The organism is Micromonospora sp. WMMD1155, assembly GCF_029581275.1.
Taxonomy (GTDB): domain Bacteria; phylum Actinomycetota; class Actinomycetes; order Mycobacteriales; family Micromonosporaceae; genus Micromonospora.
Map to the genome: position 1 here is coordinate 6,552,988 of NZ_CP120742.1, position 26,867 is coordinate 6,579,854.

Genomic DNA, 26,867 nt, shown 5'->3' on the forward strand with positions numbered 1-26,867 from the left:
ACCGGGCGATCCCCGCGGTGATCGACTCGGCTTCCCGGAAACCGGGCCATCCCGACCGCCCGGACACCGCGGGTTCACGAAAGCCGAGTCGATCACCCTTCAGGCTTCGACCGGCGGGACCGACCGGGCCGCGCCGACCGGCGGACCGACCGGCGGAACCGACCGGCGGAACCGACCGGCGGAACCGACCGGCCGCGTCGGTCGGCGGGACGCTCAGGCCGGTACCAGGACGGCCTCGCGGAGCAGTCGGCGGGCCAGGGTGACCCGGTCGGCGTCGTCGGGCAGACCGGGCAGGTCACCGACCCGGGTGACCGTGCCGGTCAGCAGGGCACGGGCGGCCGGCTCGCAGGTCGCCGGCAGGGTGATCGTGCGGTCGAACAGCCGCAGCGCCACCGTGTCCGCGTCATGCGGCGCCAACTGCCAGCGCAGGCCCGGCCGCACTGTGACCCGGGTGTCGGCGTCCAGAGTGGCCAGCGCGTCGGCCTGGGCGAGCGGTCGGATCGGTGCCGGACGGGCGGCCGGCCAGGCGCGCTGCCGCAGCCGGGCGGCGACCGCGGCGGGGTCGGCGCGCAGCAGCCAGTCCCGCAGCGCCTCCACCGTCTCGGTCAGCTCCGGCTCGATGGCGTCCGGGTCGGCGACGTCGGTGCCGAACGGCAGGCTGGCCCGCAGCCGCTGGTCCTCGGAGGCCAGCGCCAACAGCTCCTCGACCAGGGCGTAGCGAGTGAGCGCGCGGATGCCCACGGTCAGGTGCAGCGAACTCGCCTCCTGCGCCTGCGCGCTGTGCAACCAGCCCCGAGGCAGGTAGAGGGCGTCGCCGGGGGCGAGCACCACGTCCAGCGCGGCGGGGCCCTGCGCGGTGGCGCCGACCTCGTCGGCACGGCCACCCCACGGCTGCTTCTCCAGCGGGTCGGGCAGCACCGGCGGGTGGATCCGCCAGTGTTTGCGACCGTCGACCTGCAGGACGAACACGTCGTGGGTGTCGTAGTGGGTGGCGAACCCCTGACTGCCCGCCGGTGTGAGGTAGGCGTTGACCTGAAGCGGCTGGTTGAGCGCGAGGCCCAGGTCGCGGGCGAAGTCGACGAGCGGCGGCCAGATCCGGTGCAGACCCTGCAACACCAGTGTCGCGCCGGAGGCGTACTGCTCCAGGACCCGCTCGTCGAGCACCTGGTCGCCGATCTCGGCCCCCGCGCCGCCGCCACCGGTCCAGCGCGCGGGGGCGACCAACTGGCCGTCCTTGGCGACGCGCAGGAAGGGGGTACGCAGACCGCGCCGGCTCAGCAGCTCGTCGGCGTCGGCGGGGCTGAGCAGGTCGGTGAAGCCGGCCGGGTCGGGCAACTCGGCGGCGCGGGACAGCAGCGGCGTGTGTCCCCAGTGCGCGGCGGCGAACTTGGCCGGTTCGACGGACACGCAGCGGGCCAGCGCCGCGGCGGCCTCGGCAGACGGAACCGCCGGACGGCCGTGGCCGTCCGGCGGGTCGAAGTGCGTCATGGTGTACGCCGCTACCGGGCGCTGCCGTCGGCGCCACCGTCCTGCCGACCCGGCGTCGCACCGCCGTCGGCGGGGCCCTCCGCGCCACCGTCGGCACCGCCGTCCTGCTGGCCCGGGGTGGCACCGCCGTCGGCGGGGCCCTCCGCGCTGCCGTCCGCGCCACCGTCGTGCTGACCCGGGGTGGCACCGCCGTCGGCGGGGCCCTCCGCGCTGCCGTCCGCGCCACCGTCGTGCTGACCCGGGGTGGCACCACCGTCGGCCGGGCCCTCCGCGCCGCCGCCGCCCATGGTCTGCATGTCGTCATCGTTGAGTGCCATCGGTGCTCCCTCGGGTGTGCCGCCCCCGCCATCCGCCGGGGTCCGTCGTACTGCGGGTGGTACCCCACGCGCGATCTTCTCTAACCCTCACCGTAGACGCCGAATCGGGGCGACACGGGCAGTTCGCGGGCGGCGGCGGAGAGTGTCAGGATGAGGCGGTGATCCTGGTGGGCACGTCCGGCTGGCAGTACCGCGACTGGCGGGGCCGCTTCTACCCGCAGCGGCTGCCGCAGCGACTCTGGCTGGAGCACTTCGCGGCCGGCTTCGCCACCGTCGAGGTCAACAACGCGTTCTACCGGTTACCGGAGCGGGACACCTTCGCCGCGTGGCGGGAGCGGACGCCCGCGGACTTCTGCGTGGCGGTGAAGATGAGCCGCTACCTCACCCACATCAAACGGCTGCGCGATCCGGCCGAGCCGGTGGCCCGGTTCCTCGGGCGGGCGACCGCGCTGGGTGACCGCCTCGGCCCGGTGCTGGTGCAGCTGCCACCGAACCTGCGGGCGGACGTCGACGCGCTCGACGCGACACTGCGACTGTTTCCGGCTGAGGTCCGGGTCGCGGTCGAGCCCCGTCACCCCTCCTGGTGGACCGACGCCACCCGGTCGGTGCTGGAACGGCGTCGGGCGGCGTTGGTGTGGGCGGACCGGCTGGGACGCCCGGTCGCGCCGCGCTGGCGCACCACCGACTTCGGCTACCTGCGGTTGCACGAGGGGCGGGCCCGGCCTTGGCCGCACTACGGTCACGCCGCGCTGCGGTCCTGGGTGGGTCGGCTGGCCGACGCCTTCGGCGCGGACGAGCCCGCGTACGTCTACTTCAACAACGATCCGGGTGGCGCGGCCGTCGCGGATGCCGGCACGTTCGCGGCGCTGGCCCGCCGGGCCGGGCACCAGGTGACCCGGGTGCCGTCTTCCGCCGCCCCGGCGTCCGCTGACGACTGAGCCCGCCCGACCGCGGTCGGGCGGGCTCGGCGGTGTCGCGCCGTCACGGCAGAAGCACCGCGAGATCCTTCGGCATGGTCTCCTTCACGTCCTGCCACTCGCCCTGGGTGACGTGTCGGCGCAGCGTGTCCAGCACCACCTGCGTCACCCGCTCCGGACCACCCTCGGCGTCGTACGGGAAGCCCTGCCGGACCTCGTAGAGGAAGTCCTCCCGGTTGAGCTTGATCGGCACGTCGGACGGCACCCACCCGTCGAAGTAGATGCCCCGCACCAGCACCGGCAACTGCTGGGCGAACTCGACGCTCTCGTCCACCGGCAACCGGTCGCGCAGCAGGTGCAGCACCGTGCGCAGGGCCGCGTACGACTGGTTGCGCCGGTCCTTCGGCCATCCGTAGGCGTCCTCGATGTCCTTGAGGATGAGGTTCGTCTTGTCCAGCGAGGACTCGAACGCCGAGATCATCGAGTCAGCCATCGGTCGACCCCCGTTCCGAGGTGTCCCACCGTCGGTAGTCGGCGCGCCGTGGCGGCCCCACCGGGCCACGACGGGCCCGCACCGGGCTGCCCTGCGGTGCGCGCCGGGTGTCGTCGGCTGCGCCGACCACGTGTAGGACGGCACCGCGCCGCCGATCCGTCACCACTCGAACCGCCATCCCCGTCACCTCCGTGTCGTCTGCGGCGTCGACCACCCTCCGGGCGGCCGAGCCCACCGCGTCCACACTGCCGGTGCCCGGGGTGAGCCGACCTCACCCCGATCGGGTGAGGTCAACTCGCGTCGAGGAGCCCGGCGAGGGTCTTGGCGTTGGTCTGCGCGTAGTCGCGGTAGCAGTTGTTCATCAACACATGGGTCTGACCGGCCTCGTCGGCCAACTCCCGCAGCTTCGGCGCCCAGTCGGCCAACTCCCGCTTGGAGTAGTGGTAGCCGAACTTCTCGTGGATGTCCTTGCTGGTCCACTTGTCGCTGTGCCCGTGGAAGCGCATGACAGCGAGGTCCGCGGTGGCGGCCAACACCGGCGGCAGCGACGAGCGGTGGCCCTGCGGCATGTCCACGCAGACGTACGGGAGTCGATGCTCACGCAGGAAGGCCAGCGTCTCGTCGGCGTTGTCACCGTCGAACCAGGAGGCGTGCCGGAACTCGTAGACCGGTCGCAGCGGCGCGCAACGCTTCGCCACCTCCAGCAGGTACTGCTTGTTGGCCCGCTTGATGGTGAACCAGGGCGGGAACTGGAACAGCAACGCGCCCAGCTTGCCCGCCTCGACGAGGGGGTCCAGCGCGGACAGGAAGCGCGTCCAGACCTCCTCGTACGACTGCGCGGGCAGGTCGTCGGGGTAGACGTTCTTCTTGTCGGTCTCCGGGCGGAGGTCCTTGTAGAGGGCGCTGACCCGGGTGGGGTGCCCGGTCAGCAGGCTGAACACCTTGATGTTGAAGGTGAACCCGGCCGGGGTACGGTCGGCCCACAGTCGCGCGGTCGCCTCGGCGGGCGGCGAGTAGTAGGTGGCGTCCACTTCGACCAGCGGGAACTGCCGCGCGTAGTAGGCCAGGCGTTTCTCCGGGTCGTCCGCGGTCTGCGGATACCAGCCCGAGTCCAGCAGCGTGCGGTCGGTCCAGGACGCGGTGCCCACGAGGATGTCACCCATGGTTCGAGTCCATCGCGTCGCGGACCGACCGGCAACCGCTGGCGTCGTTCAGGCCGCCCGCCGTTCGCGGGTCTGCTTGCAGGTCACACAGGTGGTGGCCGACGGGAAGATCTCCAACCGCTCGACCGGGATGGCCGCGGAGCAGCCCTCGCACCAGCCGTAGGTGCCCTCGGCGAGCCGGGCGAGCGCGTGCTCGTACTGGGCGCGGCGGTCCAGGATGGTGCGCAACAGCGACTGCGCGGTGTCCCGCTCGGCCGTCTTGGTGCCGCTGTCGGCCTGGTCGTCGCCGGCGGTGTCGCCGACCTCGACCAGCCGCAGCACCTGGCTCTGGAGCACGGCCTGGTCGTACTCGGCGGTCAGCTCGTCGTAGCGCGCCTGGAGTGAGTTCCGGATCTGGTCGATCTCCTGCTGGGAACGGTTCGTGTCGACCGTGTCGTGGACGAGCATCGCTGCCTGCCTTTCCTAAGCCTGTGGCTCACGGTGAACCGGGTGCCGGCGGCGTCGAGCCCCGGTCACGGTCGCAGTCGGTACGCGGGCGATCACCCGCTCTGTGAGCCGGGCGAGTACCCGCCGGACCGGCGGGGCAAACCGACGAATTCTCGCGGTCGTCAGGCGTCGCCGCCGGGCTCCACGAGAGCGGGGTGCCGGGGGTCGTCGACGCGTACCACCACGTCGGCGAAGCTCGCCGGGACGACCTCCTCGGCGTACCTGTCGAACGCCGGCAGGGCCCACGCCAGGGCAGGGTCGGTACGCCGACGCAGCGCCGCCGGGGACACCTCCAGGTGGACGGTGACGTCGAACGGCAGCCCGCCGCCGAGCAGCAGCGGTCCGCTGACCAGGACGACGCCCCCGGGTGGCAGGTCGACGTAGCGGGCCCGGCTGGCCCGGTCGGCGTCGGCGTCCCACAGCGACGGGAGCACCCGGCCGGTGCCACCCGGGCCGGCCGGGTCGAGCACCTCCCGACGCAGTCCGGCCTCGTCCACCCAGCTCTCGTAGAAGGAGTCCGGGTTGGTGCGGCCCAGTTCGAAGCGCAGCGACGCGGGGCGGAGGAAGTCGCCCGCCCGGACGTGCAGCACCGGACGTCCCTGGGCGCGTAACGGGTCGACGAGCGCGGCGGCCAGCTCGTCCGGACCGGCGGCGGGCGCGCCGTCGATCGCCACCCGCAGCCGCGCGGTCGCGCCGTCGGCGGTCGCGGCGTCGGCCAGCCGGCCGGTCAGCTCGGTGACGAGCCGGCCGGGCGAGATGGGACGGATGCGCACCGGACCATCCTGCCTGGCGTCCGGCGGGCGGCGTCGAACGCCTCGTTCGCGGCCTCGTCCGTGCCGCGTCGGCTGCTGGGTCGCCGAACTGGGTCAGCCGGTGCGGTCGATCGTCACCCGGGCGTCGTCGGCCAGCCGGTAGCCGACGCCGTAGACGGTGGTCACCAACGGCACGTCCACGCCGACCTTGCCGCGCAGTCGACGCACGTGCACGTCGACGGTGCGCACGCCCGCGTGCTCGTAGCCCCAGACGGCGTTGAGCAGTTGCAGTCGGGTGAACACCCGGCGCGGATGGGCGACCAGGTGCAGCAGCAGGTCGAACTCCAGCCGGGTCAGCGGCAACGGCTCGTCGTCGCGCAGCACCGAGCGGGACGAGGCGAGGATGTGCAGGGCGGGGATGGTCGGGCTGATCGCCCGGGTCGGCGCCCGGTTGTTGGCGGGCGCCTGGTCGGGGCGGCGTTCGGTCGGCACCGAACCGACGATCACGCCCTCGCCTCGTTCCAGCATCTCGCGGGCGGCCTCCAGCAGGCGACGTGCCGCCGGGGTCAGCGACTCCTCACAGGCCAGCGGGATGGACAACGTCACGGTGAGCACAGGCGTCGCGGTGTTCGCCGGGCGACGCTGGCCGCCGGGCGGTCGACCGGGCACCGCGGGTTGCGACGTGTGCCATCCGGCGCGCGACGAGGCGGGGCTGACCGACATGGTCCTCCTTGGGCTGGTCCGGGTATCTCCCCACGGCCCGGGACGCCGCTTCATCGATGCTTCCCGGCGCCCGGGCAAGGGTCAAGAGGCGGCTGCGTTGCATGAATGTGACAATTGACGAACACATTGGAGCCGGGTGCTCGCTCTGCGTACGAGCTTGATGATTACAGCAGAGCCGCCGAGATGCCCCGATACGGGGGTCCCCGCCCGGTTCACCGAGGTGGTCGCAGGCCACCCGACCAGGGCTTACCGGGTGTGGTCCACGCTGATCGGCGCCTCGTCGGCCAGCCGATAACCGACCCCGTAGACGGTGGTCACCACCTCCGAGCCGACCAGCTTGGCGCGTAGCCGACGGACGTGCACGTCAACGGTCCGGGCCACCGCGTGCTCGTACCCCCAGACGCTGGACAGCAGTTGCAGGCGGGTGAAGACCCGGCGCGGCCGCTCGGCCAGGAACAGCAGCAGCTCGTACTCGATGCGGGTCAGCGGGACGACCCGGTCACCCTGGCGGACCACCCGCGCGCCGGCCAGGATGCGGACGTGGGGCGCGGCGGCGGTCGGCTCGCCGCCGCCGACGAAGCTCGGGGCCGGCCGCGGCCCGGGCGCGAGATCCTCGACGGTACGCAGCCGACCCTCCCCGGACTCGGCCAGCTCACCGAGGAGCTGGACCAGCCGGGCCAGCCGGGGGCTCAGCGGCCCGGGGACGAGGTCGAGGGTGATGGTGAGGGTCGGGGCGGTGCGTGGACGGGTCGGACGCGTTCCCGGGTGGCGGCGCGTGGGGATGGCGACGACGGACATGATGCCTCCTGAATGGCGGTACGCCCGCCACGCCTGGTGCGGCGTGACGGTCAGCGGCGCGCCCACCCGGTGTTCACGGGGGACGCGAGTGGAGAGGTGTGCAGCGGGGTCGGGCCGAGGGCCGGCAGCCCGGCGATCCGCCACGCCGCGAAACCACCGATCACGTCGGTGGCCCGGTGCAGGCCGACGTCCTGCAGGGCGGCGGCGGCCAGGGACGACGTGTAGCCCTCCTGGCAGAGGATCAGCACCGGCACGTCGTAGTCGACGGCCTCCGGCAGTCGGGCCGGGCAGCGCGGGTCGAAGCGCCACTCCAGCACGTTGCGCTCGACGGTGAGCGAGCCGGGCACCACGCCGTGCGCGGCCCGCTGCACGGCGGGTCGGATGTCGACCAGCAGAGCGCCGGCCCGGTACGCCAGGTGGGCCCGCTCCGGGTCGAGCCGACGGAGCCGGGCCCGCGCGGCGGCCAGGATCTCGTCGATGCCGCGGGAGCCGGCGGGCGGCACGGGTACCGGACAGTGCTCGGCGGTCACCTGCATTGTCGGTTCCTTCCAGTGACAGGGGGTTGGTCGTGACTCGCTGCGCTCACCAGGACGTGCCGGCCTCGGCGACCTCGGCGACCCGCAGCCGGCCGTCCACGAGGTCGTAGCGGGTCATCCGCAGCAGCGCCGGCCGGTAGACGTGCACGCTGACCGCCGGATCCTGACCCTGGTTGGTCACCCGGTGCACGTGTCGGGGCCCGAAGCGGCGACCGGCGTCGGCGGGCAGCAGCCGTGGGCACAACCGACCGGCGCTGACCGTCTCCTCGGTGAGGGTGCCGCCGACCACCCGGAACGCCCCGGCGGAGCCGCCGTGGTCGTGCAGGTCGGTGCCCTGGCCAGGAAGCCAGCTCAGCGCCCACACCTCGTGCTCGTCGGTGACGGCGAGGCGGGAGTACCAGCGTTCGGCGGGATCGAACCGCAGCGCGACCGGCCAGCCGGCCGGGTCGGCCCACCGGGCGGCGACGGTGAGCAGGTCGGACTCCGGACGGTGGTGCGTCATGGCGGTTCCTCGCGGGTCGTTCGGCGGGGTGCCCTCGTACTCTAGACGGCAAAGCCTATAGGTTTAGTAGGTAATTCCACCCACTGGGACGCCGGTCGACGTCCCGGTCGGTCAGCGCAGCACCGGCGGGTCCACCCGGTAGCCGGGCAGCGAGGGCCACCGCACCGTCAACACCACCGAGGCGCACTCGGCGAACCAGGAATGGTCCACCCCCCGCGCCCACACCACGTAGTCGCCCGGCACCGCCAGCCGTACCGTGCGGTCGGGCAACTCCACCCGGAAACGACCCTCGACGAGCACGAGCAGAGTGGTACGCCGCTCCCCCGTCGCCCACCGCGACCGGGCCTGCCCGGCCGGATGCACACCCCACTTCACCTCGACGTCGGTGCTGTGCCGGATCTCCCCCGGCGGCACGAAGTGCCCGAGCAGCCAGCCGGCGTCGGTGGCACCGTCGACACCCGCGTTGCCCACGTACACCGTCTCAGCCATCGGACCCTCCCCCAGCTCGCCGGCCGAGCAACCTACCAGGGCACGCCGTAGCCTGAAGGGGTGACCGACGACCTCGACGCCGAGACACTGGCGTTCGCCCACCGGATGTTCGACCTGGCCCGCGCCGGCTCCACCGAGGAGCTGGCCGCGCAGCTCGACGCCGGCCTGCCGGTCAACCTCACCAACGACAAGGGCGACACGCTGCTGATCCTGGCCGCGTACCACGCCCACCCGGACACGGTGGCCGCCCTGCTCAGCCGCGGCGCCGACCACTCCCGGGCCAACGACCGGGGTCAGACGGCGCTGGCCGCGGCGGTCTTCCGCAGCAGCACGGACGCGGTCCGCGCGCTCCTCGCCGCCGGGGCCGACCCGGCACACGGCAACCCGTCGGCGTTGGAGACCGCGCAGTTCTTCGACCTGCCGGAGATGACGGAGCTGCTGCGCGCCGGCTGACACCGGGCCCGACGTGCCGGTATACAGGGTCGGTGGAAGATCCTCTGCCCGAGCAGATGCGGGCCGCCTGCACCACGCTGCTGGCCGCGCTCGACCCCGCCGCCCGCGACGAAGCCGTGCACCCGTTCGACGACGAAACCGCCCGACGCTGGCTGGAGTACCGGCCCCGACCCCGGCCCGGCGTCAGCCTCGTCGCGATGGACGTCGCCGGGCGCAAGGCCGCCCACCGGCTGCTGGCCACCGCGCTCAGCCCCTCGGCGTACGCGCAGGCGATGGCGATCATCGCCCTGGAGGAGGTGCTGGACCGGGCCGAGGACTGGCGGCGCGGCCGGCACAGCGCCGACTACTGGGTCGCCGTGTTCGGCGACCCGGCGCGCGACGACCGCTGGGCCTGGCGGTTCGAAGGGCACCACCTGTCGGTGACCATGACGGTGGTCGACGACCAGGTCTCCCCCGCCCCGATCTTCTTCGGCGCCAACCCGGCGGCGGTGCGCTACGCCGGCCGTCCGGTCTCCCGGCCGCTCGGCGTCGAGGAGGATCTCGCCCTGGCGCTGCTCGACGCGCTCGGCCCCGCCGAACGGGCCGCCGCGATCATCGCCGACGACGCCCCGGCGGACATCATCAGCGCCACCCGAGGGCGGGTCGACGCACCACTGGAGCCACTCGGCGTACCGGCGGACCGGTTGGGGCCTACCGGCCGCGCGCTGCTCGACCAGGTGGTCGCGCTCTACCTGGACCGGCTGCCGCCCGAGCTGGCCATCCGGGAGGCGACTCGGCTGGCCGCGGGCCCGCTGCACTTCGCCTGGGCCGGCCCCGCCCGCTCCGGGCAGCGGCACTACTACCGGGTGCAGGGCGACGACCTGCTGATCGAGTACGACAACACCAGCCCCGACGGCAACCACGCGCACACCGTGCTGCGCCGCCCCGCCAGCGACTTCGGCGCCGACGTCCTGGCCGGGCACCACCGAACCCACCACTAGGACCGGCGCCCGCCCGGCCCGGCGCCGCGCCGACGTGCCCGCCCGGGGGGCCGGGCTCGCCCGGTCCGGCGCCGCGCCCACCTGCCCGCCCGACGGCGCTCCCGGCCCTGCCTGCGCCCGGGGCGGGCGCCGCCCGCGGTGATCGACGTCAGATCGCCGATGTGGCGGCCTCCCGCCTGCCCGGACACCCCCGTCTCGCCGAGATGGAGTCGATCATCGCGCCCGCGGGTGCCGAGCCGGATGCTCCTATAGAAGTCAAGGGGTGTTGAGGGCGGTGAAGTCGGCGAGGAGGGCGGTGTGGACCTCGCGGACGATGTAGCGCTTGAGGCAGCGCATGATCTCTTTTTTGTTGAGTCCTTGTTTGGTGCGTTTGTCGACGTAGGCGCGGGTGCGGGGGTCGTAGCGCATGCGGACCAGGGCGATGGTGTGCAGGGCTGAGTTGGCGGCTCTATCGCCGCCGCGGTTGAGGCGGTGCCGATCGGTGCGTCCGCTGCTGGCGGGGATGGGTGCGGCTCCGCAGAGGTGGGCCAGGGCGGCGTCGGAACGCAGCCGGTCGGGGTTGTCGCCGGCGGTGGTCAGGAGCTGTCCGGCGACGTCGGGGCCGACGCCATAGACGGCGCTCAGGTGTGGGGCGGTGCGGGCGACGACGGGTCGTAGCCGGCGATCGGCCTGGTTGATCTCGGTGGTCAGGGTCTGGATCCGGGTGGCGATCACGGCCAGGGCCGCCTTGGTGGCTTCCACAGGGTCGGTGAGCCGGGTCTCGTTGACGGGCAGTGCGGCGCATCGGTTGACGAGTGTCGTTGCCGGACCGTTGAGTTCTTGGCGCAGCGTGTCGGGCGCGGAGGCGATCAGCCCGTGCAGCTGGTTGAGGGCAGCGGTGCGGGCCTTGACCGCTCCGCGTCGGGCGACCCGCAGGGCGCGGATGGCTTCGACGGGGCCGGTGCGGGTCTTGGGTGTGCCGTTGGCCTGCCCGGACAGGGCCGCGCGGGCAGCGGCGAGCGCGTCCAAGGGGTCGGACTTACCTTTGGCGCGGCGGGCCCGCCGATCGGGGCGGTCGACCTCGACCAGGGCGATGCCACGAGCGGTGAGGAAGCGGGCAAGTCCGGCGCCGTAGGTGCCGGTGCCTTCCACGCCTACCTTCACCACCGCACCGAACCCCCGCAGCCAGGCCAGCAGGAGCTGGTAGCCGGCGGTGGTAGCCGGGAACTCCTGATCACCCAGAATCCGGCCGGCCTGATCAACCGCCGCCGCGTGATGAGTCTTGCCGTGGGTATCGACTCCGCCTGTGACCTGACGCTTCCTGGCTGCCATGCTGAAACCGTCGTCCCTCTCGCTTGCACCGAACAGGGTCGGCACGCACCGCCGGGACGGGCGGACAGGACAGTGATGGGACCTCTTGCACAGGCTCCTATCAGGTCACGAACGCCCCGCAGGTGAGTGCAGGAACGGGTCACCCGGACAGGCCGACGAATCCGCTAGAAGACGCCAACGTCAGTCAGAGGCTGAGTCAGACCAGCCGGGTGATCCGCTCCTACATCCTCACTGTCAGGGGCGGGTGGCCTCGATGAGGAAGCGCTCGGCGTGGGCCACGAAGGGGCCGTCGTCGACGATGCGGCGGTGGAGTTCGCGTAGCCGGTCGCGGTAGCGCTCGACCGTGAACCCGGGCACCGTCCAGATCACCTTGCGCAGGAACCAGACCACCGCGCCGACGTCGAAGAACTCCGCCCGCAGGGTCGCCCGGCGCAGGTCGACCACCCGCAGACCGGCCGCCTCGGCGGCGCCGACCGCCTGCTCGGGGTGCCGCGTGGCCGGAGGCGGCAGCGGGCCGAGGATCGCCTCGCTCAACTCCCGCATGGTGCCCGGCCCGATCTGCTGGGAGAGGAACGTCCCGCCCGCTCGCAGCACCCGCGCCGTCTGCGCCCAGTCGGTGTGTACCGGATGCCGGCTGACCACCAGGTCGAAGGAGGCGTCGCGGAAGGGCAACGGCGCGTCCGGGTCGACGGCCACCACCGTAGCGCCGACCCGTCGCAGGGTCCGTCGGGCGACCTCGACGTTCGGCGGCCATCCTTCGGTGGCCGTCAGCAGCTCCGGGGGCTGGGGCACCTCGGCGAGCACCTCCCCACCGCCGGTGTCCACGTCCAGCGCGCTGGTGGCCCGGGCCATCCGCTCGGCGACCATCCGCGCGTACCCCCATGGTGGACGCTCCTCGGCGGCCCGACCGACCAGCCAGTCGAAGCCCCACCCGTCGACCGGGGCGGCTGCGGCCTCCGCGATCAGTTCCTCGGCGTCACGCTCGGCATCCATGGCGGCCAGCCTCGCGGTCGGACACCCCGACCGGCAAGCCATTTGCCGCCGCGCCCGTGAGGCTGTCGTGCCACGACGGCCGCGCGCACCGCTCGCGCCGCCCGGCGACCGGTCCCCGAGGTGCGCGACCGGCTCACCCCGGGCAGCGGCAGGTCTCAGCCGAGGCTGAGCTGGTGTTCTTCGAGGGCGGCCTGGAGGATGCGCAGCGCCTTCGGACCCATGCCGTGCAGTCTGGCCAGGTCGGCCCGGGGGACGTCGACGAGCTGACGCAGTGTGGTGTAGCCGGCGCCGTGCAGGGCACGGGTGGCGGGTGCACCGATCGTGGGGAGCGTGTCCAGAGACGAGGTCATCCGTGATGGTAAACCGGCCAGCCACCCAGGCGGCGTCCCGTTCACGCGCGCCGCCGGACCGACCTGGTCGGTCAGCGGCCGGGCTGGGCGCCTGACCGGAAGCCGCCGGGGTCGGGTCAGCGGCTCGACTACGCGCCCGGCCGGAAGCCGCCCGGCCCGGTCAGCGGCTGGGCCAGGGGCGGCGGATTTCGCCGGTGGAGACGGCGAGCGCCTCCAGCCCGCCGGCCTCGGCCCGGCCGGCGTCGAAGTGACGCATGAGGCGGGCACCCAGGTGCACACCGACCCCGCCGATCGCCAGTGCGACCAACTCGGTCGCCAGGATCGCGGCTGACGCCCCTCGATCCGGTGACTGGGACCGGACCAGGCAGGTGAGCAGGAACATGCCGGCCATCACCGCGTTCACCAGGTTGAAGGCGATCGCGGTGCGGCGGGTGTGGTCCCCCGGTACGTCCCACAGGTCGACCATGCCCGCCACCGCGGTCAGCGCCGCGGCGACGAGGGCCGCGACACCCGTCCAGTAGCCCACCTCGCCCAGGAACGCCGGCCCACCGACGACGTCGGTGAGGTCGAAGACGGTGGCGCTGACGAACAACCCGAGCGGGAACGTCACCAGCATCGGTTGGATCGGATGCCCCTGCACCCGCAGTCGGCTCTGCATCGGTCCTCCCCCGGGTCGGCGCAGCTCACCTGACCAGAGTGCTACCCGAGCCCGCTCGCGGCGAAACGATCCCGCCCGACTCGCCGCTGACCGGACGAACGGACACCGCACGCCCTGATCAACTCGCGTTTCAGGAAACCGGGCCGTCGCAATGCCTCGGATACCACGCCTTCAAGGAACCCGAGTCGATCATGGAGGCGAGGAGCGCGAGCGGACTGGGTGGATGGGTGGTCAGGCGTCGCGGGGGCGGGAGACCGTGTGGACCAGGCGTTCGGCCACCTCGCGCAGCGGGATGTCGAGCGAGGTCGCGGCGGTACGCAGCACGTCGAGGGCTTCGGCCGGTGGGCACCCGCGCTGCGTCATGATCACGCCGACGGCCTGGCCCACCACACCGTCGTGCAGGAGCGTGGCGTCGCGTTCGTCGGCGAGGACGAGTTGCCGGCTACGGTCGCGGACAGCGGCCAGCAGCAGGCCGGCGTGTTCGGCGAGCAGCATCGCGGTCAGCTGGTGTTGCGGGGTGAGCAGGTCCGGCGAGGCGGCGTAGAGGTTGATCGCACCGATGACCTGGTCGTCGATGTCCACCGGCGCGGAGATCACCCCGCGTACGCCGAGGTCGCGGGCGCGCGCCGTCCAGACCGGCCAGCGGGGCTCGGCGGTCAGGTCGGCGGCGAGGACCATCTCGCGGCGTTGGATGGCGCTCATCGCCGGGGAGTCCGGCCCGTGTCGCAGGTCGTCCAGCCCGGCGAGCCGCTCGTCGGAGGCGGCCACGCCGGCCGGTTCGCCGGCGCGGAGGGCGGTGAAGCCGCACCAGCGCACACCGGCCACAGCGTCCCGGGTGACCCGGACCAGTGCCAGGAGCGCGTCGTCGAAGTCGGTCAGGGCGATCAGACCTGCGGTCAGCTCCCGTAACAGCGCGGCGGTTTCCAGGACGCCGAGGGTCTGCACCACCGGCTCCCGCGTGTCGAGGTTCACCGGATCGCAGCCTCCGTGCACGTCCGCTTCTGCCCGCCGGGCGTCGTCACCTGTGTCATCGTCTGCTCTCTCCCGACTTGACCGACCAGCCCTACTACCCTCGGAAACCCGGGTCGAAACGACGTAAACGGGGCCCCCTGCCGAGCCTAGGCACATGGCAGGAGGCCCCGAGGGCCTACGTCAGCGGGAGGCTCCGCTGAGTCGACGCCCGATGGAGGCGATCAGCCGGTCCAGCTCGGAGCCGAACGGGTTGTCGTGCACCAGGTACGTCCAAGTGGCGGTGGGCCGGACGAGGGTGCCGTCGTCGGCCTGCCAGTCCTCATCGAAATCGGTCTCGTTGAAGGTGGCGATGGTGCGGGCCTCGATCTCCGGGACCAGGTCGTTGAAGGCCGGCACGGCGGCCCGGTGGAACTCGTCCAGCGGGTCGAGGCGGCCCAGCGCGCGCAGGTGCACGCCCTCGCGGACCTCCGACAGCTCGGCCAGGTGCTCGGCCCAGAGCCGGTCCAGGTGGTAGAGCGCGATCGAGCGGGCCGCGCGGGCGAGCAGGTCCTCGTCCATCTCGCCGGCCTTCTCGGGCTCCTTCTCCAGCAGCATCACCGCGGCGACGTCGCTGGTCAGCAGCCGCTCGCGCCGAGCGGCGAGGGCCTTGCGCTGCTGTTCGATCACCACGCTGTAGCGCCAGGTGTTGCGGTGGATCTCATGGTTGACGCCCTCGGCGACCCGCTGGGCGTGCTCCACCGCGTAGTCGACCTGCTCGTCGGTGACCAGGCCGTCGGCGTTCATCCGCGGCGAGGGCGGCACCGCGTCGGCGGCGTGCCGGACGACCAGGTCGTCCTCCAGGCTGACGAAGAAGACCGACCCGCCGGGGTCGCCCTGCCGGCCGGCCCGACCGCGCAGCTGGTCGTCGACCCGACGGCTGTCGTGTCGGCCGCTGCCGATCACGTAGAGCCCGCCCAGCTCGGCGACCCGCTCCCGGTCGGCCTGGTCGCTGCCGCCGAGGCGGATGTCGACACCCCGGCCGGCCATCTGGGTGGACACGGTCACCGCGCCGTACGCGCCGGCCTCGGCGATGATCGCCGCTTCCTCGTCGTCGTTCTTGGCGTTCAGCACGACGCACGGCACACCGGCGGCGTTGAGGCCGGCGGCCAGCCCTTCGGACTCCTTGACGTCCAGGGTGCCGACCAGCACCGGTCGCCCCTTGGCGTGCGCGCGCTGGATCTCGTCGATCAGCGCGTCGTCCTTCTCGGCCCGGGTGGCGTAGATGCGGTCCGGCTCGTCCTCACGGATGCACGGGGTGTTCGGCGGGATCACCGCGACCTCGAGGTTGAAGAACTCCCGCAGCTGGTCGCCGACGTGCACCGCGGTGGCGGTCATGCCGCAGACCTTCGGGTAGAGCGCGATGTACGCCTGCATGGCGATGGTGCCCAGCACCTCGCCCTCGGCGGTGGCGTCCAGGCCCTCCTTGGCCTCGACCGCGGCCTGGAGGCCGTCGGGCCAGCGGCGGCGCTGGGCAACCCGGCCGCGCATCTCGTCGACCAGCTCGACCGAGCCGTCCCGGACGATGTAGTCCACGTCACGGTGCAGCAGGGCGTGGGCGTGCAGCGCCACGTGGATCGCGGAGAGCTGCGCGACGTGCTCCTCGTCGTAGAGGTCGATGCTGAGCTTGGCCTCGACGGCGGCCAGGCCGGCGGAGGTGAACGCCACGCTCCGCCCGTCCTCGGCGACCGTGTAGTGCTTGCCCTTGCGCAGGCCGCGGACCAGCGCGGCGGCGGCGTGCACCGGGTCCTGCTCGCCCGGCACCGAGCCGGCCAGGACCATCGGCACCCGCGCCTCGTCGATCATGATGGAGTCGGCTTCGTCGACGATCGCGGTGGTCAGCGGGGGTTGCACCCGGTCCTCCACGTCGGTGACCAACTGGTCGCGCAGGTAGTCGAAGCCGGCCTCGCTGACCGAGACGTAGGTGACGTCGCAGGCGTACGCGTCGCGTCGCTCCTGCGGTGAGGACGCCTCGTTGACCCAGCCGACGGTGAGGCCGAGCAGGGTGTAGACCGGCTCCATCCACTGGGCGTCGCGACGGGCCAGGTAGTCGTTGATGGTGAGCACGTGCACCGGGCCGTTGCCGAGTCGGACGTGCCCGTACGCGGCGATCGTGGCGGTGAGTGTCTTGCCCTCACCGGTGGCCATCTCGGCGACCTTGCCGGAGAGCAGCGACATCGCGCCGAGCAGCTGCACGTCGTACGGCCGCTGGTCGAGGCCCCGGCGGGCGGCCTCGCGGCCGATCGCGCAGATCTCCTCGTAACCGACCGCGGCACCCGCGGCCTCGGTCAGCTCGGCGTCGTCGAGCGCGGCGAGATCGTCCGCGCGCGCCTCGATCGCCGGCAGCAGCTTCTCCAGCGGAGCAAGATCCACGGTCGAGCCGGGGCGCTGAAGGAACCGCCGGAACTTGCTCTTGAACCGTTGCGACACACCCATGAGCGGCAACGGTACGCGATTCGGGCCGCCATGCGCGGCCCGGCCGCCGACAAGTTGGCCGGATCAGACGACTCAGCCGACCAGTAGCTGGTGGGCGGCCAGCTCACGGTAGAGGGGGTCGGTCGCGGTCAGCTCGGCGTGGGTGCCGACGGCGACCACCCGACCGCCGTCGAGGACCACGATCTGGTCGGCGTCGACGACGGTGGCGAGCCGGTGCGCCACGATCAACAGCGTCCGGCGTACGGCCACCGCGTCGATGGCCCGGCGCAGCGCGGCCTCGTTGCGCGAGTCGAGATTGCTGGTCGGCTCGTCGAGCAGCAGCACCGGCGGGCCGGCGAGCAGGGCGCGGGCGATGGCCAGCCGCTGCCGCTCACCCCCGGAGAGGAGCACCCCTCCCTCCCCCACCTGGACGTCCAGCCCTTCGGCGGTGCGGTGCGTCAGGTGGGCGAGGTTCACCTCGTCGAGGACCTCGTGCAACCGGTCGTCGGTGGCGTCCGGGGTGGTGATCAACAGGTTCTCCCGCAGCGTGCCGGCGAGCACGGGGGCCTCCTGCTCGACGTAGCCGAGCCGGGCCCGCAGCGCGTCGCGGGGCAGGTCCCGCACGTCGGTGCCGTCCAGCCGGACCGCACCGGTGCTGACCTCGTAGAAGCGCTCGACCAGGGCCAGGAGGGTGGACTTACCGGCGCCGGAGGGGCCGACCAGGGCGGTACGCGTACCGGTGGGCACCGTGAAGCTGACGTCGTGCAGCACCGGCTCACCGCCCGGGTAGCCGAACGCGACCCGGTCGAACTCGATCATCGGGGCGGGTCGGCGCGGGCTGGTCGTCGCGGAGGCGGGCGCCGGCCGGTCCGCCGCACCCTCGGCGGGTACGGCGAGGATCTCCTCGATCCGGTGCAGGGCGCCCAGACCGGACTGCAACTGGGTGTACGCCCGCAGCACCTGGCCCAGCGGCAGCGCCAGCAGGAACAGGTACATGACGAAGGCGACCAGGTCGCCGACCGAGATCGCCCCGGCGGCGACCCGCGCCCCGCCGATGCCGAGCACCAGGAGGAACGCGCCCTGCACGGTGATCGAGCCGATCGGGCCGACCACCGACTGCACCCGGGCCACCCGCAGCCCGGCCGTGTACGCCTCCCGGGCGCTGCCGGTGACGGTCTGCGTCTCCCGGGCCTCGGCGCGGCTGGCCCGGATGGTCCGGGCCGCCGAGATGGCCCGCTCCACCGCGGAGGTCATCTCGCCGATCCGTTCCTGGGCGGCACGGGCCAACGCCCGCACCCGGCGGACGAAGGTGAGCGCGAAACCGAGCCCGAGCGCCACCCCGAGCAGGGTGACGCCGAAGAGCAGTGGGTCGAGCAGCACCATGGCGGTGCCGGCGCCGACCACGGTCACCGCCCCGGTGACCGTCTCGAACAGCCCGGAGGTGACGACCGCGCGCAGCAGGGTGGTGTCCGAGCCGACCCGGGAGAGCAGGTCGCCGGTACGCCTGCTGTCGTACTCGGCGATGGGCAGCCGCAGCAGGTGGGCGGCGAGCCGTCGCCGGGTGCCGAGCACGAGTCCTTCGGCGGTGCGTTGCAGCAGGTAGTCGCGCAGCCCGCCGATCGCCGCGCTGAGCACGACGAGGACGACCAGCACCGTCACGAGCGCGGAGACGGGGTGGTCGGCGCCGATCCGGTCGAGCACCGACCGGGTGAGCAGCGGCTGCGCCAGCGAGGTCGCCGCGCCGAGCAGCGACAGCACGCCCACCACGACGAGGGTGCCGGTGTGCTCACGCAGGTACGGCAGCAGCGCGGCCAGGCCTACCGGCCGGTCTTGCGCGGTGCCGACCGGCCGGTCCTTCGGGGTGCTCATGCCGGGAACGGTAGTCGGCCGCGTCACCCACCCGGGCGGGGTCCGGGCCGACGTGCGCTCCCGGGGGCCGGTCGCCACCCCGCCCCGGGGCGCGGTCAGGTGGCCAGCACCACCTGGAGTTCCTGGCGTCGACGGTCGGCCAGGTCGGTGAGCAGGGTGGGTGCCTCGTCGAACGGCACCACCGCCGAGACGAGGTGCTTGCGGACCACGTCCCCGTACGTGCGGAGCAGGTCGACGGTCTCGGCGGAGAGCCGTTCGCGGTCCCAGGTGGGGGCGAGCCCGCGCGGCACCCGGCCGATCTGCGCACAGCGCAGCGACAGCCCGTTGTGGTGGAACTCCTCCCCGAGCCGGACGGCGTCCGCGCCCTCCTGGTAGAAGGCGAGGTCGATGACGGTGCCCTGGGGGCGCAGCAGCCGCAGGGCGAGCTGCAGCGCCCACGCCTGCCCCCGGCACTGGAACACCACGTCGGCGCCCCGGTCACCGGCGGTGTGCGCCCAGCGGGTCTTGAGCACCACCGCCGGGTCGTCCGCGTCGGGGTCGAGGGTTTCCAGGCCGAGCGCCTCGGCGGCGTGGCGGCGGTGCGGGGTGGAGTCCAGCACCACCACCGAGGCGGCGCCGTGCCGCCTGGCGAACAGTGCGGTCAGCAGCGCCACCACACCGGCGCCGACCACCGCGACACGACGGCCGCGGACCCCGTCGCCGAGCGCGCGGACGTCGGCGCCGTGCAGGTCGGCCGCCGCGTGCAGGAGGCCGTTGGCGCAGATCGGGCCCATGTGCGCGACGTAGACGCCGAGCAGCGGGTCCAGGTCGTCGGGCAGCGGCACGAACCGCTCCGCGACCGGGTCGGCCAGCCAGCCGGTGCGGTGCCCGTAGGTCATGGCACCGACCGTGCCGACCGCGACGGCCGGGGTCTCGCTCTCCACCACTCGGCCGACCTGCATGTAGCCGAGCCGGTTCACCGGGTACGGGGTGCTCGCCGCGCCCGGCTGGAACAGGCCCAGGTCGGCGTTCCAGGTGACGTTCAGGTAGGGGTTGGTGCCCTTGACGTAGCTCAGCTCGGTGCCGGCGGAGACGCCACTGAAGAGCGTCTCGACCCGGAACGTGCCGGGGCGCAGCGGCGCGGCGTCCTGCTCCACGAGGTCGACCCGGCCGGGACCGGTGACCACCACGACCCGGTCACGCATCGACGGTCACCCCCGTGCGCAGCGCGGCCGGGGCGGTCGGGGTGGCGAGTCGTACGGTCGTGCCGGTGCGGGCCGAGTCGGCCACCGCGAGGGCCAGTCGCTGGGTCGCGAGCGCCTCGGCGTACGGGACGCGGACGTCGTCGCCGATGCCGCGTACGGCGTCGACGAAGGCGCGGTCCACCGCCACCCGGGCGGCCTCCGGATCGGCCGGCACGTGTCGTTCGCCGTCGGCGTCGCGGATCGACAGACCGTCCTCGGTCAGGGCCAGGGCCAGCCCGTCGGCGAGGATCTCCAGGCCGGCGCGGTGCTTCCAGCCCAACACGCACGCCGCGCTGAGCGTGCCGACCGCCCCGTCGGCGAAGCGCAGCACGGCGGTGGTCACCGAGTCGACGTCGGCGCCGTCGACCGGCGGAGGGGTGCCGTCGCCGTACGCGGTGACCTCGGTGACCTCGTCGGCCAGCACGCGGACCAGGTCCAGCACGTGGGCGGCCTGTTCCACCACCGGGCCGCCGGAGCGGTCCCGCCGCGACCACCAGGCGACCGGGGGCACCTTGTCCAGCCAGGCGCCGCTGACCATCCGGACGGGACGGTCAGCGAGCAGCTCACGGGCCTGGTCGAGCACGCTCAGGTAACGCCAGTGGTGGCCGACGGCGGTGCGCAGCCCCCGGCGCGCGACCAGGTCGGCGATCCGCTCGGCGGTGCCCAGGTCGACCGCGACGGGCTTCTCCACGAACATCGGCACGCCGGCCTCGACCAGTGCCTCCTCGGCGGGGCCGTGCGCGAACGGCGGCACGCAGACGTACACCGCGTCGGGGCTGGTGGCCAGCAGCTCGGCGAGGTCGGCGCAGACCCGCGCGCCGTGCCGCGTGGCCAGCGCGGACGCCGCCTCCGGCGCGACGTCGGTGACCCCGACCAGCTCGACGTCGTCGAAGCCGGACAGCACGCGGGCGTGGCGTTGTGCCACTCCCCCGGCTCCGACCAGACCCACCCGGCAGTGACGCATCCGACACCCCTTCGAAGACCTTTCATGTGCGATGGGAGCAGTCCCCCGGGGTGTGCGCAATCAAACGTTCATCCCCCGGGAACGCATTGTCGTCACCTCTGTGATCAAGCTGTTGCCGAGAATGCGGTTAGCGCGTGATGAGGAATGGGAACAACCAAATTCGGTTCTTCCACGCACGAATGGAGGGGTGCCCGTGCGGGATGCGACATCGAGCGTTTCACCGGTGGTGGAGGCGTGGGCCACGTACCGGACGACGACGGCGGCGGACTGGCCGGCGCGTCGTCTGATGCGGGCCAAGGGAGAGACCCGGGTCAGCGTGGTGCTGCCGGCGCGCAACGAGGAGGCCACCGTCGGCGCGATCGTGTCGACCATCCGGGAGCACCTGATGGATCGCGTCGCCCTGGTCGACGAACTGATCGTGGTGGATTCACGCTCGACTGACCGTACGGCGCAGGTGGCCCGGGCCGCCGGTGCGGAGGTGGTCAGCCAGGACGCGATGACCCGGGGGTTGCCCCGACTCACCGGCAAGGGTGACGCCCTGTGGGCGGGTCTGGCCGCCGCCGAGGGGGACGTGGTGGCGTTCGTCGACGCCGACCTGCGGGAGTTCCGGCCGCACTTCGTGACCGGGCTGCTCGGCCCGCTGCTGACCGACTCCTCGGTCGACTTCGTGAAGGGGTTCTATCACCGGCCTCTGGTGGGTGCCGCCAGCGTGGAGCAGGACGGTGGGGGTCGGGTGACCGAGTTGATGGCCCGACCGTTGCTGAACCTGTTCTGGCCCGAGCTGGCCGGCTTCGTGCAGCCCCTCGCCGGTGAGTACGCGGGCCGCCGGGACGTGCTGGCCCGGGTGCCGTTCGTCTCCGGGTACGGGGTGGAGACGGCCATGATGATCGACCTGCTCGACCTGGTCGGCCTCGACGCGATGGCGCAGGTCGACCTCGGTGAGCGCAAGCACCGGCACCAGGACACGGCGGCGCTGGGCCGGATGTCCGCGCAGATCATGTTGACCGCCTGGTCCCGGTTGCAGCGGCGGGGCTGGGCGATTCCCGGGTTGGCGCCGGAGTCGTTGCTGACCCAGTTCCGTCGCGGCGGCTCGGACACGTTGCCCAACCTGGACCGGGAGATCGTGGTCACCGATGTGTCCATCGAGGAACGCCCGCCGCTGGCGGAGTTGCGCCACCGGGTGCCCCGCCGACGGGTGGCCGCAGCGTGAGCGCGAGGAGTGAGCCGGTTCGGCGAGCCCCGCGGTCGCGAACCGACCGCCCAGTGACCGCGAGAGGGGGACCCACCGGATGAGCCTGACCGTGTTGATGAACGCCGGGCCGTGGCTGTCCGTGCCACCGCCCGGTTACGGCGGCATCGAGAACGTCATCGCCACGCTCGTGCCGGAGCTGCGCCGGTTGGGCGTGCGGGTGGTGCTGGCCTCGGTGGGCAGCAGCACCCTGCCGGTGGACGAGCGGGTGTCGGTCTTCGCCGACGGGCAGTTCGCGTCGTTGCAGCGGCCGTACAACCAGGTCTGTGGGGTCGCCCAGGCGCACCTGGCCGGGGTGGTCCGTGAGTTGCACTCCCGCGACGACATCGATCTGGTGCACGATCACGTGGAGGCGGTGGGCCTCGCCACGCTCGCCGCGATGGGGCCGGCCGGGCCGCCGACCCTGCACACCCTGCACTGGGACCTGGCCAAGCACCCGGCGCTCTACGGCAGCCTGGACGGCGGCGACCGGGTCCGCGTCAACGGGGTCTCCGCGTCGCAGTTGGCCCGGGCGCCGCTGGCGCTGCGGGAGCACTCGGTGGGGCACGTGCACCTGTCCACGCCGCTCGCCGTCGACGCCGACCGCCGGCCGCGGGCGGAGAAGGGCGAGCACGTGCTCATCCTGGGCCGGATCAACCCGGGCAAGGGGCAGGACGTGGGTGCCCGACTGGCCCACCGGGTCGGGTTTCCGCTGGTGCTGGCCGGTCCGGTGGGCCCGTACCATCGGCCGGCCGATCTGGCCGCCGCCGGCGACGAGGCCCGGCAGAACCCGGATGTGCGGTTCTTCCTCGACGAGGTGGCCCCGCACGTCGACGGTGACCTGGTCCGCTGGGTCGGCACGGTGGCCGGTCAGGAGCGGGACGACCTGCTCGCCAGCGCCCGCGCGTCGCTGTTCCCGCTGCGCTGGGAGGAGCCGGGCGGCACGGCGGTGGTCGAGTCGCTCGCCCTGGGTACGCCGGTGGTGGCGACCAGCCGGGGCTGCCTGCCGGAGCTGATCGAGCACGGCCGCACCGGGCTGCTCGCCGCCGAGGAGGAGGAACTGGGCGATCTGGTGCTCGCCGCCGACCTGCTCGACCCGGACGAGTGCCGGCGGGCGGCCGCGCAGCGGTTCACCCCGGCGGTGATGGCCCAACGCTACGTGGAGCTGTACGAGCGGGTCCGTCAGCTGTCCCGCGCGCCGAGGCTGCTCCCGGCCTGACCGTCGGCGGGCGTTTGTCGGCGGCGACAGCGGGTAGCCGGCAGCGCTCGTACCCGCCGCGCAGCGAGGAGCCGGGGAATGGTCGGACCGATGGCCCACTCCCGGGCCCGACCCAACCCGGCCGACGGCAAGGCGCCGGTCCGGCGGGCGGCGGCGACGGTGGGCGTGCTGTTCCTGCTGATCGGCGTGCTCGGTTTCGTGCCCGGGATCACCACCGGGATGCACGACCTGCGCTTCGCCGGCCACGGCTCCGGCGCGTACCTGTTCGGTGTCTTCCAGGTGTCGGTGCTGCACAACCTGGTGCACCTGGTGTTCGGGCTGGTGGGTCTGGTGCTGGCCCGGACGGTCACCGGGGCCCGGACGTTCCTGATCGGCGGCGGCGCCGTCTACCTGGTGCTCTGGCTCTACGGTCTGGCTGTCGACCACGACACCGGGGCGAACGTGCTGCCGGTCAACGACGCCGACGACTGGCTGCACCTGGGTCTCGGCGTCGGCATGATCGCGTTGGGCGTCCTGACCGGGCGACCCCGGCCGTGACCTGCCCTGTTGCGGCAGCTGGACCGCCTCGCCGGGCCGTCGACCCGGTTTGACGTCGGGCCGCCCCGGGTAGTGGGGAGCTCCCGACCCAGCAGCGAATAGAGGGTGGCGATGTCGAGCCGGATCACCTGCGAGGTGCGCACCACGGCACCGGTGGCGGTCGTCCGACTCACCGGTGCGCTTCACCTGGGCACCATGCGCACTGTGCACCGGGCGCTCAACGACGCGCTCGTCGACCAGCCGGAGGCGTTGGTGGTCGACCTGGCCGAGGTGCGCGTCGAGGACCGGCTGGCGCTGTCCGTCTTCGCCGCGACGGCCCGCCGTGCCGAGGAGTGGCCGGCGGTGCCGGTGGTGCTGTGCGCCCCGTCGCCGGTCGCCGCGCGTTGGCTGGCCGAGTCGACCACCTGCCGGGTGGTTCCGGTCACCGCGGACTGCGCGGAGGCCACCCGGTTGGCGGGTGCCCCGTTGCGGATGCGGGCCCGGCTGGAGCCGGTGGCCGAGGCGTGCCGCCGGGCCCGGGAGCTGGTCACGGACGCGTGCGCCAAGTGGAACCTGCCCAACGCGGCGGGACCTGCCGCGCTGGTGGTGAGCGAGCTGGTCGGCAACGTGGTACGCCACGCCGGCACCCCGATGCACGTGACGGTGACCCTGCGCCGGCCGTACCTGCACCTGGCGGTGGTGGACGGCAGCAACGCGCAGGCTCGGCCGGGCGGGACGGACCTGCACGCCGAGGGTGGCCGGGGGCTGATGCTGGTGCGGGAGCTGACCCAGCGTTGGGGCAGCGTGCCCGCGGGGCAGGGCAAGGCGGTCTGGGCGATGCTGCCGGCAACCTGAGTGTTCGGGGCGCTTGCGCCCGGTACCAGCGATCTGACCGAATTTACCGCTCTGGCCTGGTTACATGGTGCGAGGGTCGGGTAGGCACGCCCGTCCTTTCTGCCGTCACGACGGGGTGAGCAGCCATGCCCAAGCGGGTAACCACGGAACCCGGTCGCGATCGGGGCCCGGCGATCCTGGCACCGGCCCGGTTCGGGGGTTTCCCGGGAGCGGTACGCACGCCGATTCCCGGCAACTCGTTGATCAAGTTCCTCGCCACGACCGACCACAAGCAGATCGGCCTGCTGTATCTGCTGACCTCCTTCGGGTTCTTCGTGGTGGCCGGGCTGCAGGCGATGGTGATGCGCGCCGAGCTGGCCCGACCGGGCATGCAGTTCCTCTCCTCCGAGCAGTACAACCAGCTCTTCACCTCGCACGGCGCGGTGATGCTGCTGCTGTTCGCCACGCCTGCGGCGTTCGGGTTCGCCAACTTCATCGTGCCGATCCAGATCGGCGCGCCGGACGTGTCGTTCCCCCGTCTGAACGCGCTCGCCTATTGGCTGTACCTGTTCGGCGGGCTCATGGTGATCGGCGGTTTCATCACCCCGGGAGGTTCGGCGGACTTCGGCTGGACCGCGTACAGCCCGCTCAGCGACGTGGACCACAGCCCCGGCGTGGGCGCGAACATGTGGGTGCTCGGCCTGGTGGTCTCCGGGCTCGGCACCATCCTCGGCGCGGTCAACCTGATCACCACGATCCTCACCCTGCGTGCCCCCGGCATGACCATGTTCCGGATGCCGATCTTCACCTGGAACATGCTGTTCACCAGCGTGCTGGTGATCCTCGTCTTCCCGTTGCTGGCCGCCGCGCTGCTGGCGCTGTCGGCCGACCGGCTGCTCAACGCGCACGTCTACGACCCGGCCACCGGCGGCCCGATGCTCTGGCAGCACCTGTTCTGGTTCTTCGGCCACCCCGAGGTGTACATCATCGCGTTGCCGTTCTTCGGCATCATCACCGAGATCATCCCGGTCTTCGCCCGCAAGCCGCTCTTCGGCTACACCGGGATCGTGCTGGCCACCGTGGCGATCACCGTGCTGTCCATGACGGTCTGGGCGCACCACATGTTCGCCACCGGTCAGGTGCTGCTGCCGTTCTTCAGCATCCTCAGCTATCTGATCGCGGTGCCCACCGGAGTGAAGTTCTTCAACTGGATCGGCACCATGTGGAAGGGACAACTCACCTTCGAGACGCCGATGCTGTTCGCCATCGGCTTCCTGGTCACCTTCCTGCTCGGTGGCCTCACCGGGGTGCTGCTGGCCAGCCCGCCGGCCGACTGGCACACCCACGACAGCTACTTCGTGGTGGCGCACTTCCACTACGTGGTGTTCGGCACCGTGGTGTTCGCCCTCTTCGGCGGCTACTACTTCTGGTGGCCGAAGATGACCGGGCGGCTGCTCGACGAGCGGCTCGGCAAGGCGCACTTCTGGACGATGTTCATCGGCTTCCACGGCACCTTCCTGGTGCACCACTGGCTGGGCAGCGAGGGCATGCCGCGCCGCTACGCCGACTACCTGCCCACCGACGGCTTCACCACGCTGAACACGATCTCCAGCGTCTTCGCCTTCATCCTCGGCCTGTCCACCCTGTTCTTCATCTACAACGCCTGGAAGTCGTGGCGGTACGGGGCGGTGGTGACGGTGGACGACCCGTGGGGCTTCGGCAACTCGTTGGAGTGGGCCACCAGTTGTCCGCCGCCGCTGCGCAACTTCGACCGCATGCCCCGGATCCGGTCCGAGCGCCCCGCGTTCGACCTGAAGTACGGCCCGCTCGTCGCCGACCTGGGCCGGGACCTACCGCAGCGCACCACGAAGCCGCCGCAGGAGTTCGCCGAGGAGCTGAAGTTGGAGCACCACGCACCGGAGTCGCCGGCCGCCGAGGGCGCGCACGGTGCCCGCGAGGCGGCCGAGTACCAGCCCGCGCCACGGTCCGGCGCCCGTCCGGTGGACGTGCCGGAACCCGAGGGGATACGGCGTCCGAGCTTCGAGCAGAGCGACGCGCCCCAGGACGCCGAGGACCCGCCGAAGCCGCACGAACGCTGGCGTCACCCGCACGGCGAGGACAACCCCGAAGAACGCTGATCAGCGTACGCCGAGAGAGCCGACACCCGGTGGGTGTCGGCCCT

The 26,867-nt window shown here is 72.7% G+C and carries 28 protein-coding genes; 8 read left to right on the top strand and 20 right to left on the bottom strand.

Translation table 11 applies throughout. The annotated features are described in order from the left end of the window. Positions 1–213: 213 nt before the first annotated feature. Both O7617_RS29960 and O7617_RS29965 read right to left on the bottom strand, forming a co-directional pair. Positions 214–1,488, bottom strand: a complete 1,275-nt coding sequence (locus tag O7617_RS29960) for a cupin domain-containing protein (RefSeq protein WP_282259740.1) — start codon at positions 1,486–1,488, stop codon at positions 214–216. 11 nt (positions 1,489–1,499) lie between these two features. Beyond that, the gene (locus O7617_RS29965; protein WP_282259741.1) at positions 1,500–1,805 is read right to left on the bottom strand and encodes a hypothetical protein; all 306 of its coding nucleotides are present in this window, start codon (positions 1,803–1,805) and stop codon (positions 1,500–1,502) included. A gap of 158 nt (positions 1,806–1,963) precedes the next feature. Between O7617_RS29965 and O7617_RS29970 the strand changes: the two genes are divergently transcribed. Next, positions 1,964–2,743 (top strand): DUF72 domain-containing protein, encoded by a 780-nt coding sequence (locus O7617_RS29970; RefSeq protein WP_282259743.1) that lies wholly within the window; start codon positions 1,964–1,966, stop codon positions 2,741–2,743. A 43-nt stretch (positions 2,744–2,786) separates the two neighbouring features. Here the strand turns inward: O7617_RS29970 and O7617_RS29975 are convergent, their stop codons facing one another. The 9 genes from O7617_RS29975 to O7617_RS30015 all read right to left on the bottom strand — a co-directional run bounded on the left by O7617_RS29975 (position 2,787) and on the right by O7617_RS30015 (position 8,664). Further along, positions 2,787–3,215 (bottom strand): DUF2267 domain-containing protein, encoded by a 429-nt coding sequence (locus O7617_RS29975; RefSeq protein WP_282259745.1) that lies wholly within the window; start codon positions 3,213–3,215, stop codon positions 2,787–2,789. A gap of 290 nt (positions 3,216–3,505) precedes the next feature. Then, positions 3,506–4,378 carry a DUF72 domain-containing protein gene (locus tag O7617_RS29980; protein ID WP_282259747.1) on the bottom strand — a complete coding sequence of 291 codons (873 nt, stop codon included), beginning with the start codon at positions 4,376–4,378 and terminating at the stop codon, positions 3,506–3,508. Positions 4,379–4,426: 48 nt separating this feature from the next. Continuing rightward, positions 4,427–4,825, bottom strand: a complete 399-nt coding sequence (locus tag O7617_RS29985) for a TraR/DksA C4-type zinc finger protein (RefSeq protein ID WP_282259748.1) — start codon at positions 4,823–4,825, stop codon at positions 4,427–4,429. Between the two features lie 161 nt (positions 4,826–4,986). Further along, entirely contained in the window at positions 4,987–5,637 is a 651-nt protein-coding gene (locus tag O7617_RS29990) for a uridine kinase (RefSeq protein WP_282259749.1), read from the bottom strand. Between the two features lie 93 nt (positions 5,638–5,730). Next, a complete protein-coding gene (locus O7617_RS29995; RefSeq protein WP_282259750.1) occupies positions 5,731–6,339 on the bottom strand; it encodes a winged helix-turn-helix domain-containing protein in 609 nt (202 codons plus the stop codon). A 246-nt stretch (positions 6,340–6,585) separates the two neighbouring features. Next, positions 6,586–7,137: a winged helix-turn-helix domain-containing protein gene (locus O7617_RS30000; protein ID WP_282259751.1), complete on the bottom strand. Its 552-nt coding sequence runs from the start codon at positions 7,135–7,137 to the stop codon at positions 6,586–6,588. Positions 7,138–7,187: 50 nt separating this feature from the next. Beyond that, a complete protein-coding gene (locus O7617_RS30005; RefSeq protein ID WP_282259752.1) occupies positions 7,188–7,673 on the bottom strand; it encodes a rhodanese-like domain-containing protein in 486 nt (161 codons plus the stop codon). A 46-nt stretch (positions 7,674–7,719) separates the two neighbouring features. Beyond that, complete coding sequence (locus O7617_RS30010; RefSeq protein WP_282259753.1) at positions 7,720–8,175, bottom strand: cysteine dioxygenase family protein; 456 nt, start codon at positions 8,173–8,175, stop codon at positions 7,720–7,722. 111 nt (positions 8,176–8,286) lie between these two features. After that, on the bottom strand, positions 8,287–8,664 hold the full coding sequence (locus tag O7617_RS30015; protein ID WP_282259754.1) for a signal peptidase I: 378 nt from the start codon (positions 8,662–8,664) through the stop codon (positions 8,287–8,289). A gap of 60 nt (positions 8,665–8,724) precedes the next feature. Between O7617_RS30015 and O7617_RS30020 the strand changes: the two genes are divergently transcribed. Both O7617_RS30020 and O7617_RS30025 read left to right on the top strand, forming a co-directional pair. Then, positions 8,725–9,117, top strand: a complete 393-nt coding sequence (locus O7617_RS30020; RefSeq protein ID WP_282259755.1) for an ankyrin repeat domain-containing protein — start codon at positions 8,725–8,727, stop codon at positions 9,115–9,117. A gap of 32 nt (positions 9,118–9,149) precedes the next feature. Next, entirely contained in the window at positions 9,150–10,097 is a 948-nt protein-coding gene (locus tag O7617_RS30025) for a DUF3500 domain-containing protein (RefSeq protein WP_282259756.1), read from the top strand. 255 nt (positions 10,098–10,352) lie between these two features. Here the strand turns inward: O7617_RS30025 and O7617_RS30030 are convergent, their stop codons facing one another. The 9 genes from O7617_RS30030 to O7617_RS30070 form a co-directional block, all read right to left on the bottom strand. Next, complete coding sequence (locus O7617_RS30030) at positions 10,353–11,408, bottom strand: IS110 family transposase (RefSeq protein ID WP_282257763.1); 1,056 nt, start codon at positions 11,406–11,408, stop codon at positions 10,353–10,355. Positions 11,409–11,642: 234 nt separating this feature from the next. Beyond that, positions 11,643–12,401, bottom strand: coding sequence for a class I SAM-dependent methyltransferase (locus O7617_RS30035; protein ID WP_282259758.1), 759 nt, complete (start codon positions 12,399–12,401; stop codon positions 11,643–11,645). Positions 12,402–12,556: 155 nt separating this feature from the next. Then, positions 12,557–12,751, bottom strand: coding sequence for a helix-hairpin-helix domain-containing protein (locus O7617_RS30040; protein ID WP_282259759.1), 195 nt, complete (start codon positions 12,749–12,751; stop codon positions 12,557–12,559). A gap of 160 nt (positions 12,752–12,911) precedes the next feature. Next, positions 12,912–13,409, bottom strand: a complete 498-nt coding sequence (locus O7617_RS30045) for a DUF2231 domain-containing protein (protein ID WP_282259760.1) — start codon at positions 13,407–13,409, stop codon at positions 12,912–12,914. Between the two features lie 231 nt (positions 13,410–13,640). Beyond that, complete coding sequence (locus O7617_RS30050; protein ID WP_282259761.1) at positions 13,641–14,381, bottom strand: GAF and ANTAR domain-containing protein; 741 nt, start codon at positions 14,379–14,381, stop codon at positions 13,641–13,643. Between the two features lie 180 nt (positions 14,382–14,561). Beyond that, positions 14,562–16,853 carry an accessory Sec system translocase SecA2 gene (secA2, locus tag O7617_RS30055; RefSeq protein ID WP_282259762.1) on the bottom strand — a complete coding sequence of 764 codons (2,292 nt, stop codon included), beginning with the start codon at positions 16,851–16,853 and terminating at the stop codon, positions 14,562–14,564. 72 nt (positions 16,854–16,925) lie between these two features. Further along, on the bottom strand, positions 16,926–18,701 hold the full coding sequence (locus O7617_RS30060) for an ABC transporter ATP-binding protein (RefSeq protein ID WP_282259763.1): 1,776 nt from the start codon (positions 18,699–18,701) through the stop codon (positions 16,926–16,928). A gap of 95 nt (positions 18,702–18,796) precedes the next feature. After that, positions 18,797–19,885, bottom strand: coding sequence for a zinc-binding dehydrogenase (locus O7617_RS30065; RefSeq protein ID WP_282259764.1), 1,089 nt, complete (start codon positions 19,883–19,885; stop codon positions 18,797–18,799). Continuing rightward, positions 19,878–20,888 (bottom strand): Gfo/Idh/MocA family oxidoreductase, encoded by a 1,011-nt coding sequence (locus O7617_RS30070; RefSeq protein WP_282259765.1) that lies wholly within the window; start codon positions 20,886–20,888, stop codon positions 19,878–19,880. The genes O7617_RS30065 and O7617_RS30070 overlap by 8 nt, the downstream gene beginning before the upstream one ends. 226 nt (positions 20,889–21,114) lie before the next feature. Here O7617_RS30070 and O7617_RS30075 point away from each other — a divergent pair, with 226 nt between their 5' ends. The 5 genes from O7617_RS30075 (at position 21,115) to ctaD (ending at position 26,823) form a co-directional block, all read left to right on the top strand. Further along, positions 21,115–22,098, top strand: coding sequence for a glucosyl-3-phosphoglycerate synthase (locus O7617_RS30075; RefSeq protein ID WP_282264908.1), 984 nt, complete (start codon positions 21,115–21,117; stop codon positions 22,096–22,098). Positions 22,099–22,177: 79 nt separating this feature from the next. Further along, positions 22,178–23,335, top strand: a complete 1,158-nt coding sequence (locus O7617_RS30080; RefSeq protein ID WP_282259766.1) for a glycosyltransferase — start codon at positions 22,178–22,180, stop codon at positions 23,333–23,335. Positions 23,336–23,413: 78 nt separating this feature from the next. After that, a complete protein-coding gene (locus O7617_RS30085; RefSeq protein WP_348774157.1) occupies positions 23,414–23,872 on the top strand; it encodes a DUF4383 domain-containing protein in 459 nt (152 codons plus the stop codon). A gap of 111 nt (positions 23,873–23,983) precedes the next feature. Further along, positions 23,984–24,706: an ATP-binding protein gene (locus O7617_RS30090; RefSeq protein WP_282259767.1), complete on the top strand. Its 723-nt coding sequence runs from the start codon at positions 23,984–23,986 to the stop codon at positions 24,704–24,706. Between the two features lie 125 nt (positions 24,707–24,831). Next, positions 24,832–26,823 carry a cytochrome c oxidase subunit I gene (gene ctaD, locus O7617_RS30095; protein WP_282259769.1) on the top strand — a complete coding sequence of 664 codons (1,992 nt, stop codon included), beginning with the start codon at positions 24,832–24,834 and terminating at the stop codon, positions 26,821–26,823. Positions 26,824–26,867: the final 44 nt, after the last annotated feature.

Excerpts from the sequence above, each read along its gene's own strand:
- O7617_RS29960 (WP_282259740.1), bottom strand. The coding sequence starts at position 1,488 with ATGACGCACTTCGACCCGCCGGACGGCCACGGCCGTCCGGCGGTTCCG.
- O7617_RS29965 (WP_282259741.1), bottom strand. The coding sequence starts at position 1,805 with ATGGCACTCAACGATGACGACATGCAGACCATGGGCGGCGGCGGCGCG.
- O7617_RS29975 (WP_282259745.1), bottom strand. The coding sequence starts at position 3,215 with ATGGCTGACTCGATGATCTCGGCGTTCGAGTCCTCGCTGGACAAGACG.
- O7617_RS29980 (WP_282259747.1), bottom strand. The coding sequence starts at position 4,378 with ATGGGTGACATCCTCGTGGGCACCGCGTCCTGGACCGACCGCACGCTG.
- O7617_RS29985 (WP_282259748.1), bottom strand. The coding sequence starts at position 4,825 with ATGCTCGTCCACGACACGGTCGACACGAACCGTTCCCAGCAGGAGATC.
- O7617_RS29995 (WP_282259750.1), bottom strand. The coding sequence starts at position 6,339 with ATGTCGGTCAGCCCCGCCTCGTCGCGCGCCGGATGGCACACGTCGCAA.
- O7617_RS30000 (WP_282259751.1), bottom strand. The coding sequence starts at position 7,137 with ATGTCCGTCGTCGCCATCCCCACGCGCCGCCACCCGGGAACGCGTCCG.
- O7617_RS30005 (WP_282259752.1), bottom strand. The coding sequence starts at position 7,673 with ATGCAGGTGACCGCCGAGCACTGTCCGGTACCCGTGCCGCCCGCCGGC.
- O7617_RS30010 (WP_282259753.1), bottom strand. The coding sequence starts at position 8,175 with ATGACGCACCACCGTCCGGAGTCCGACCTGCTCACCGTCGCCGCCCGG.
- O7617_RS30015 (WP_282259754.1), bottom strand. The coding sequence starts at position 8,664 with ATGGCTGAGACGGTGTACGTGGGCAACGCGGGTGTCGACGGTGCCACC.
- O7617_RS30030 (WP_282257763.1), bottom strand. The coding sequence starts at position 11,408 with ATGGCAGCCAGGAAGCGTCAGGTCACAGGCGGAGTCGATACCCACGGC.
- O7617_RS30035 (WP_282259758.1), bottom strand. The coding sequence starts at position 12,401 with ATGGATGCCGAGCGTGACGCCGAGGAACTGATCGCGGAGGCCGCAGCC.
- O7617_RS30040 (WP_282259759.1), bottom strand. The coding sequence starts at position 12,751 with ATGACCTCGTCTCTGGACACGCTCCCCACGATCGGTGCACCCGCCACC.
- O7617_RS30045 (WP_282259760.1), bottom strand. The coding sequence starts at position 13,409 with ATGCAGAGCCGACTGCGGGTGCAGGGGCATCCGATCCAACCGATGCTG.
- secA2 (WP_282259762.1), bottom strand. The coding sequence starts at position 16,853 with ATGGGTGTGTCGCAACGGTTCAAGAGCAAGTTCCGGCGGTTCCTTCAG.
- O7617_RS30060 (WP_282259763.1), bottom strand. The coding sequence starts at position 18,701 with ATGAGCACCCCGAAGGACCGGCCGGTCGGCACCGCGCAAGACCGGCCG.
- O7617_RS30065 (WP_282259764.1), bottom strand. The coding sequence starts at position 19,885 with ATGCGTGACCGGGTCGTGGTGGTCACCGGTCCCGGCCGGGTCGACCTC.
- O7617_RS30070 (WP_282259765.1), bottom strand. The coding sequence starts at position 20,888 with ATGCGTCACTGCCGGGTGGGTCTGGTCGGAGCCGGGGGAGTGGCACAA.
- O7617_RS30080 (WP_282259766.1), top strand. The coding sequence starts at position 22,178 with ATGAGCCTGACCGTGTTGATGAACGCCGGGCCGTGGCTGTCCGTGCCA.
- O7617_RS30085 (WP_348774157.1), top strand. The coding sequence starts at position 23,414 with ATGGTCGGACCGATGGCCCACTCCCGGGCCCGACCCAACCCGGCCGAC.
- O7617_RS30090 (WP_282259767.1), top strand. The coding sequence starts at position 23,984 with ATGTCGAGCCGGATCACCTGCGAGGTGCGCACCACGGCACCGGTGGCG.
- ctaD (WP_282259769.1), top strand. The coding sequence starts at position 24,832 with ATGCCCAAGCGGGTAACCACGGAACCCGGTCGCGATCGGGGCCCGGCG.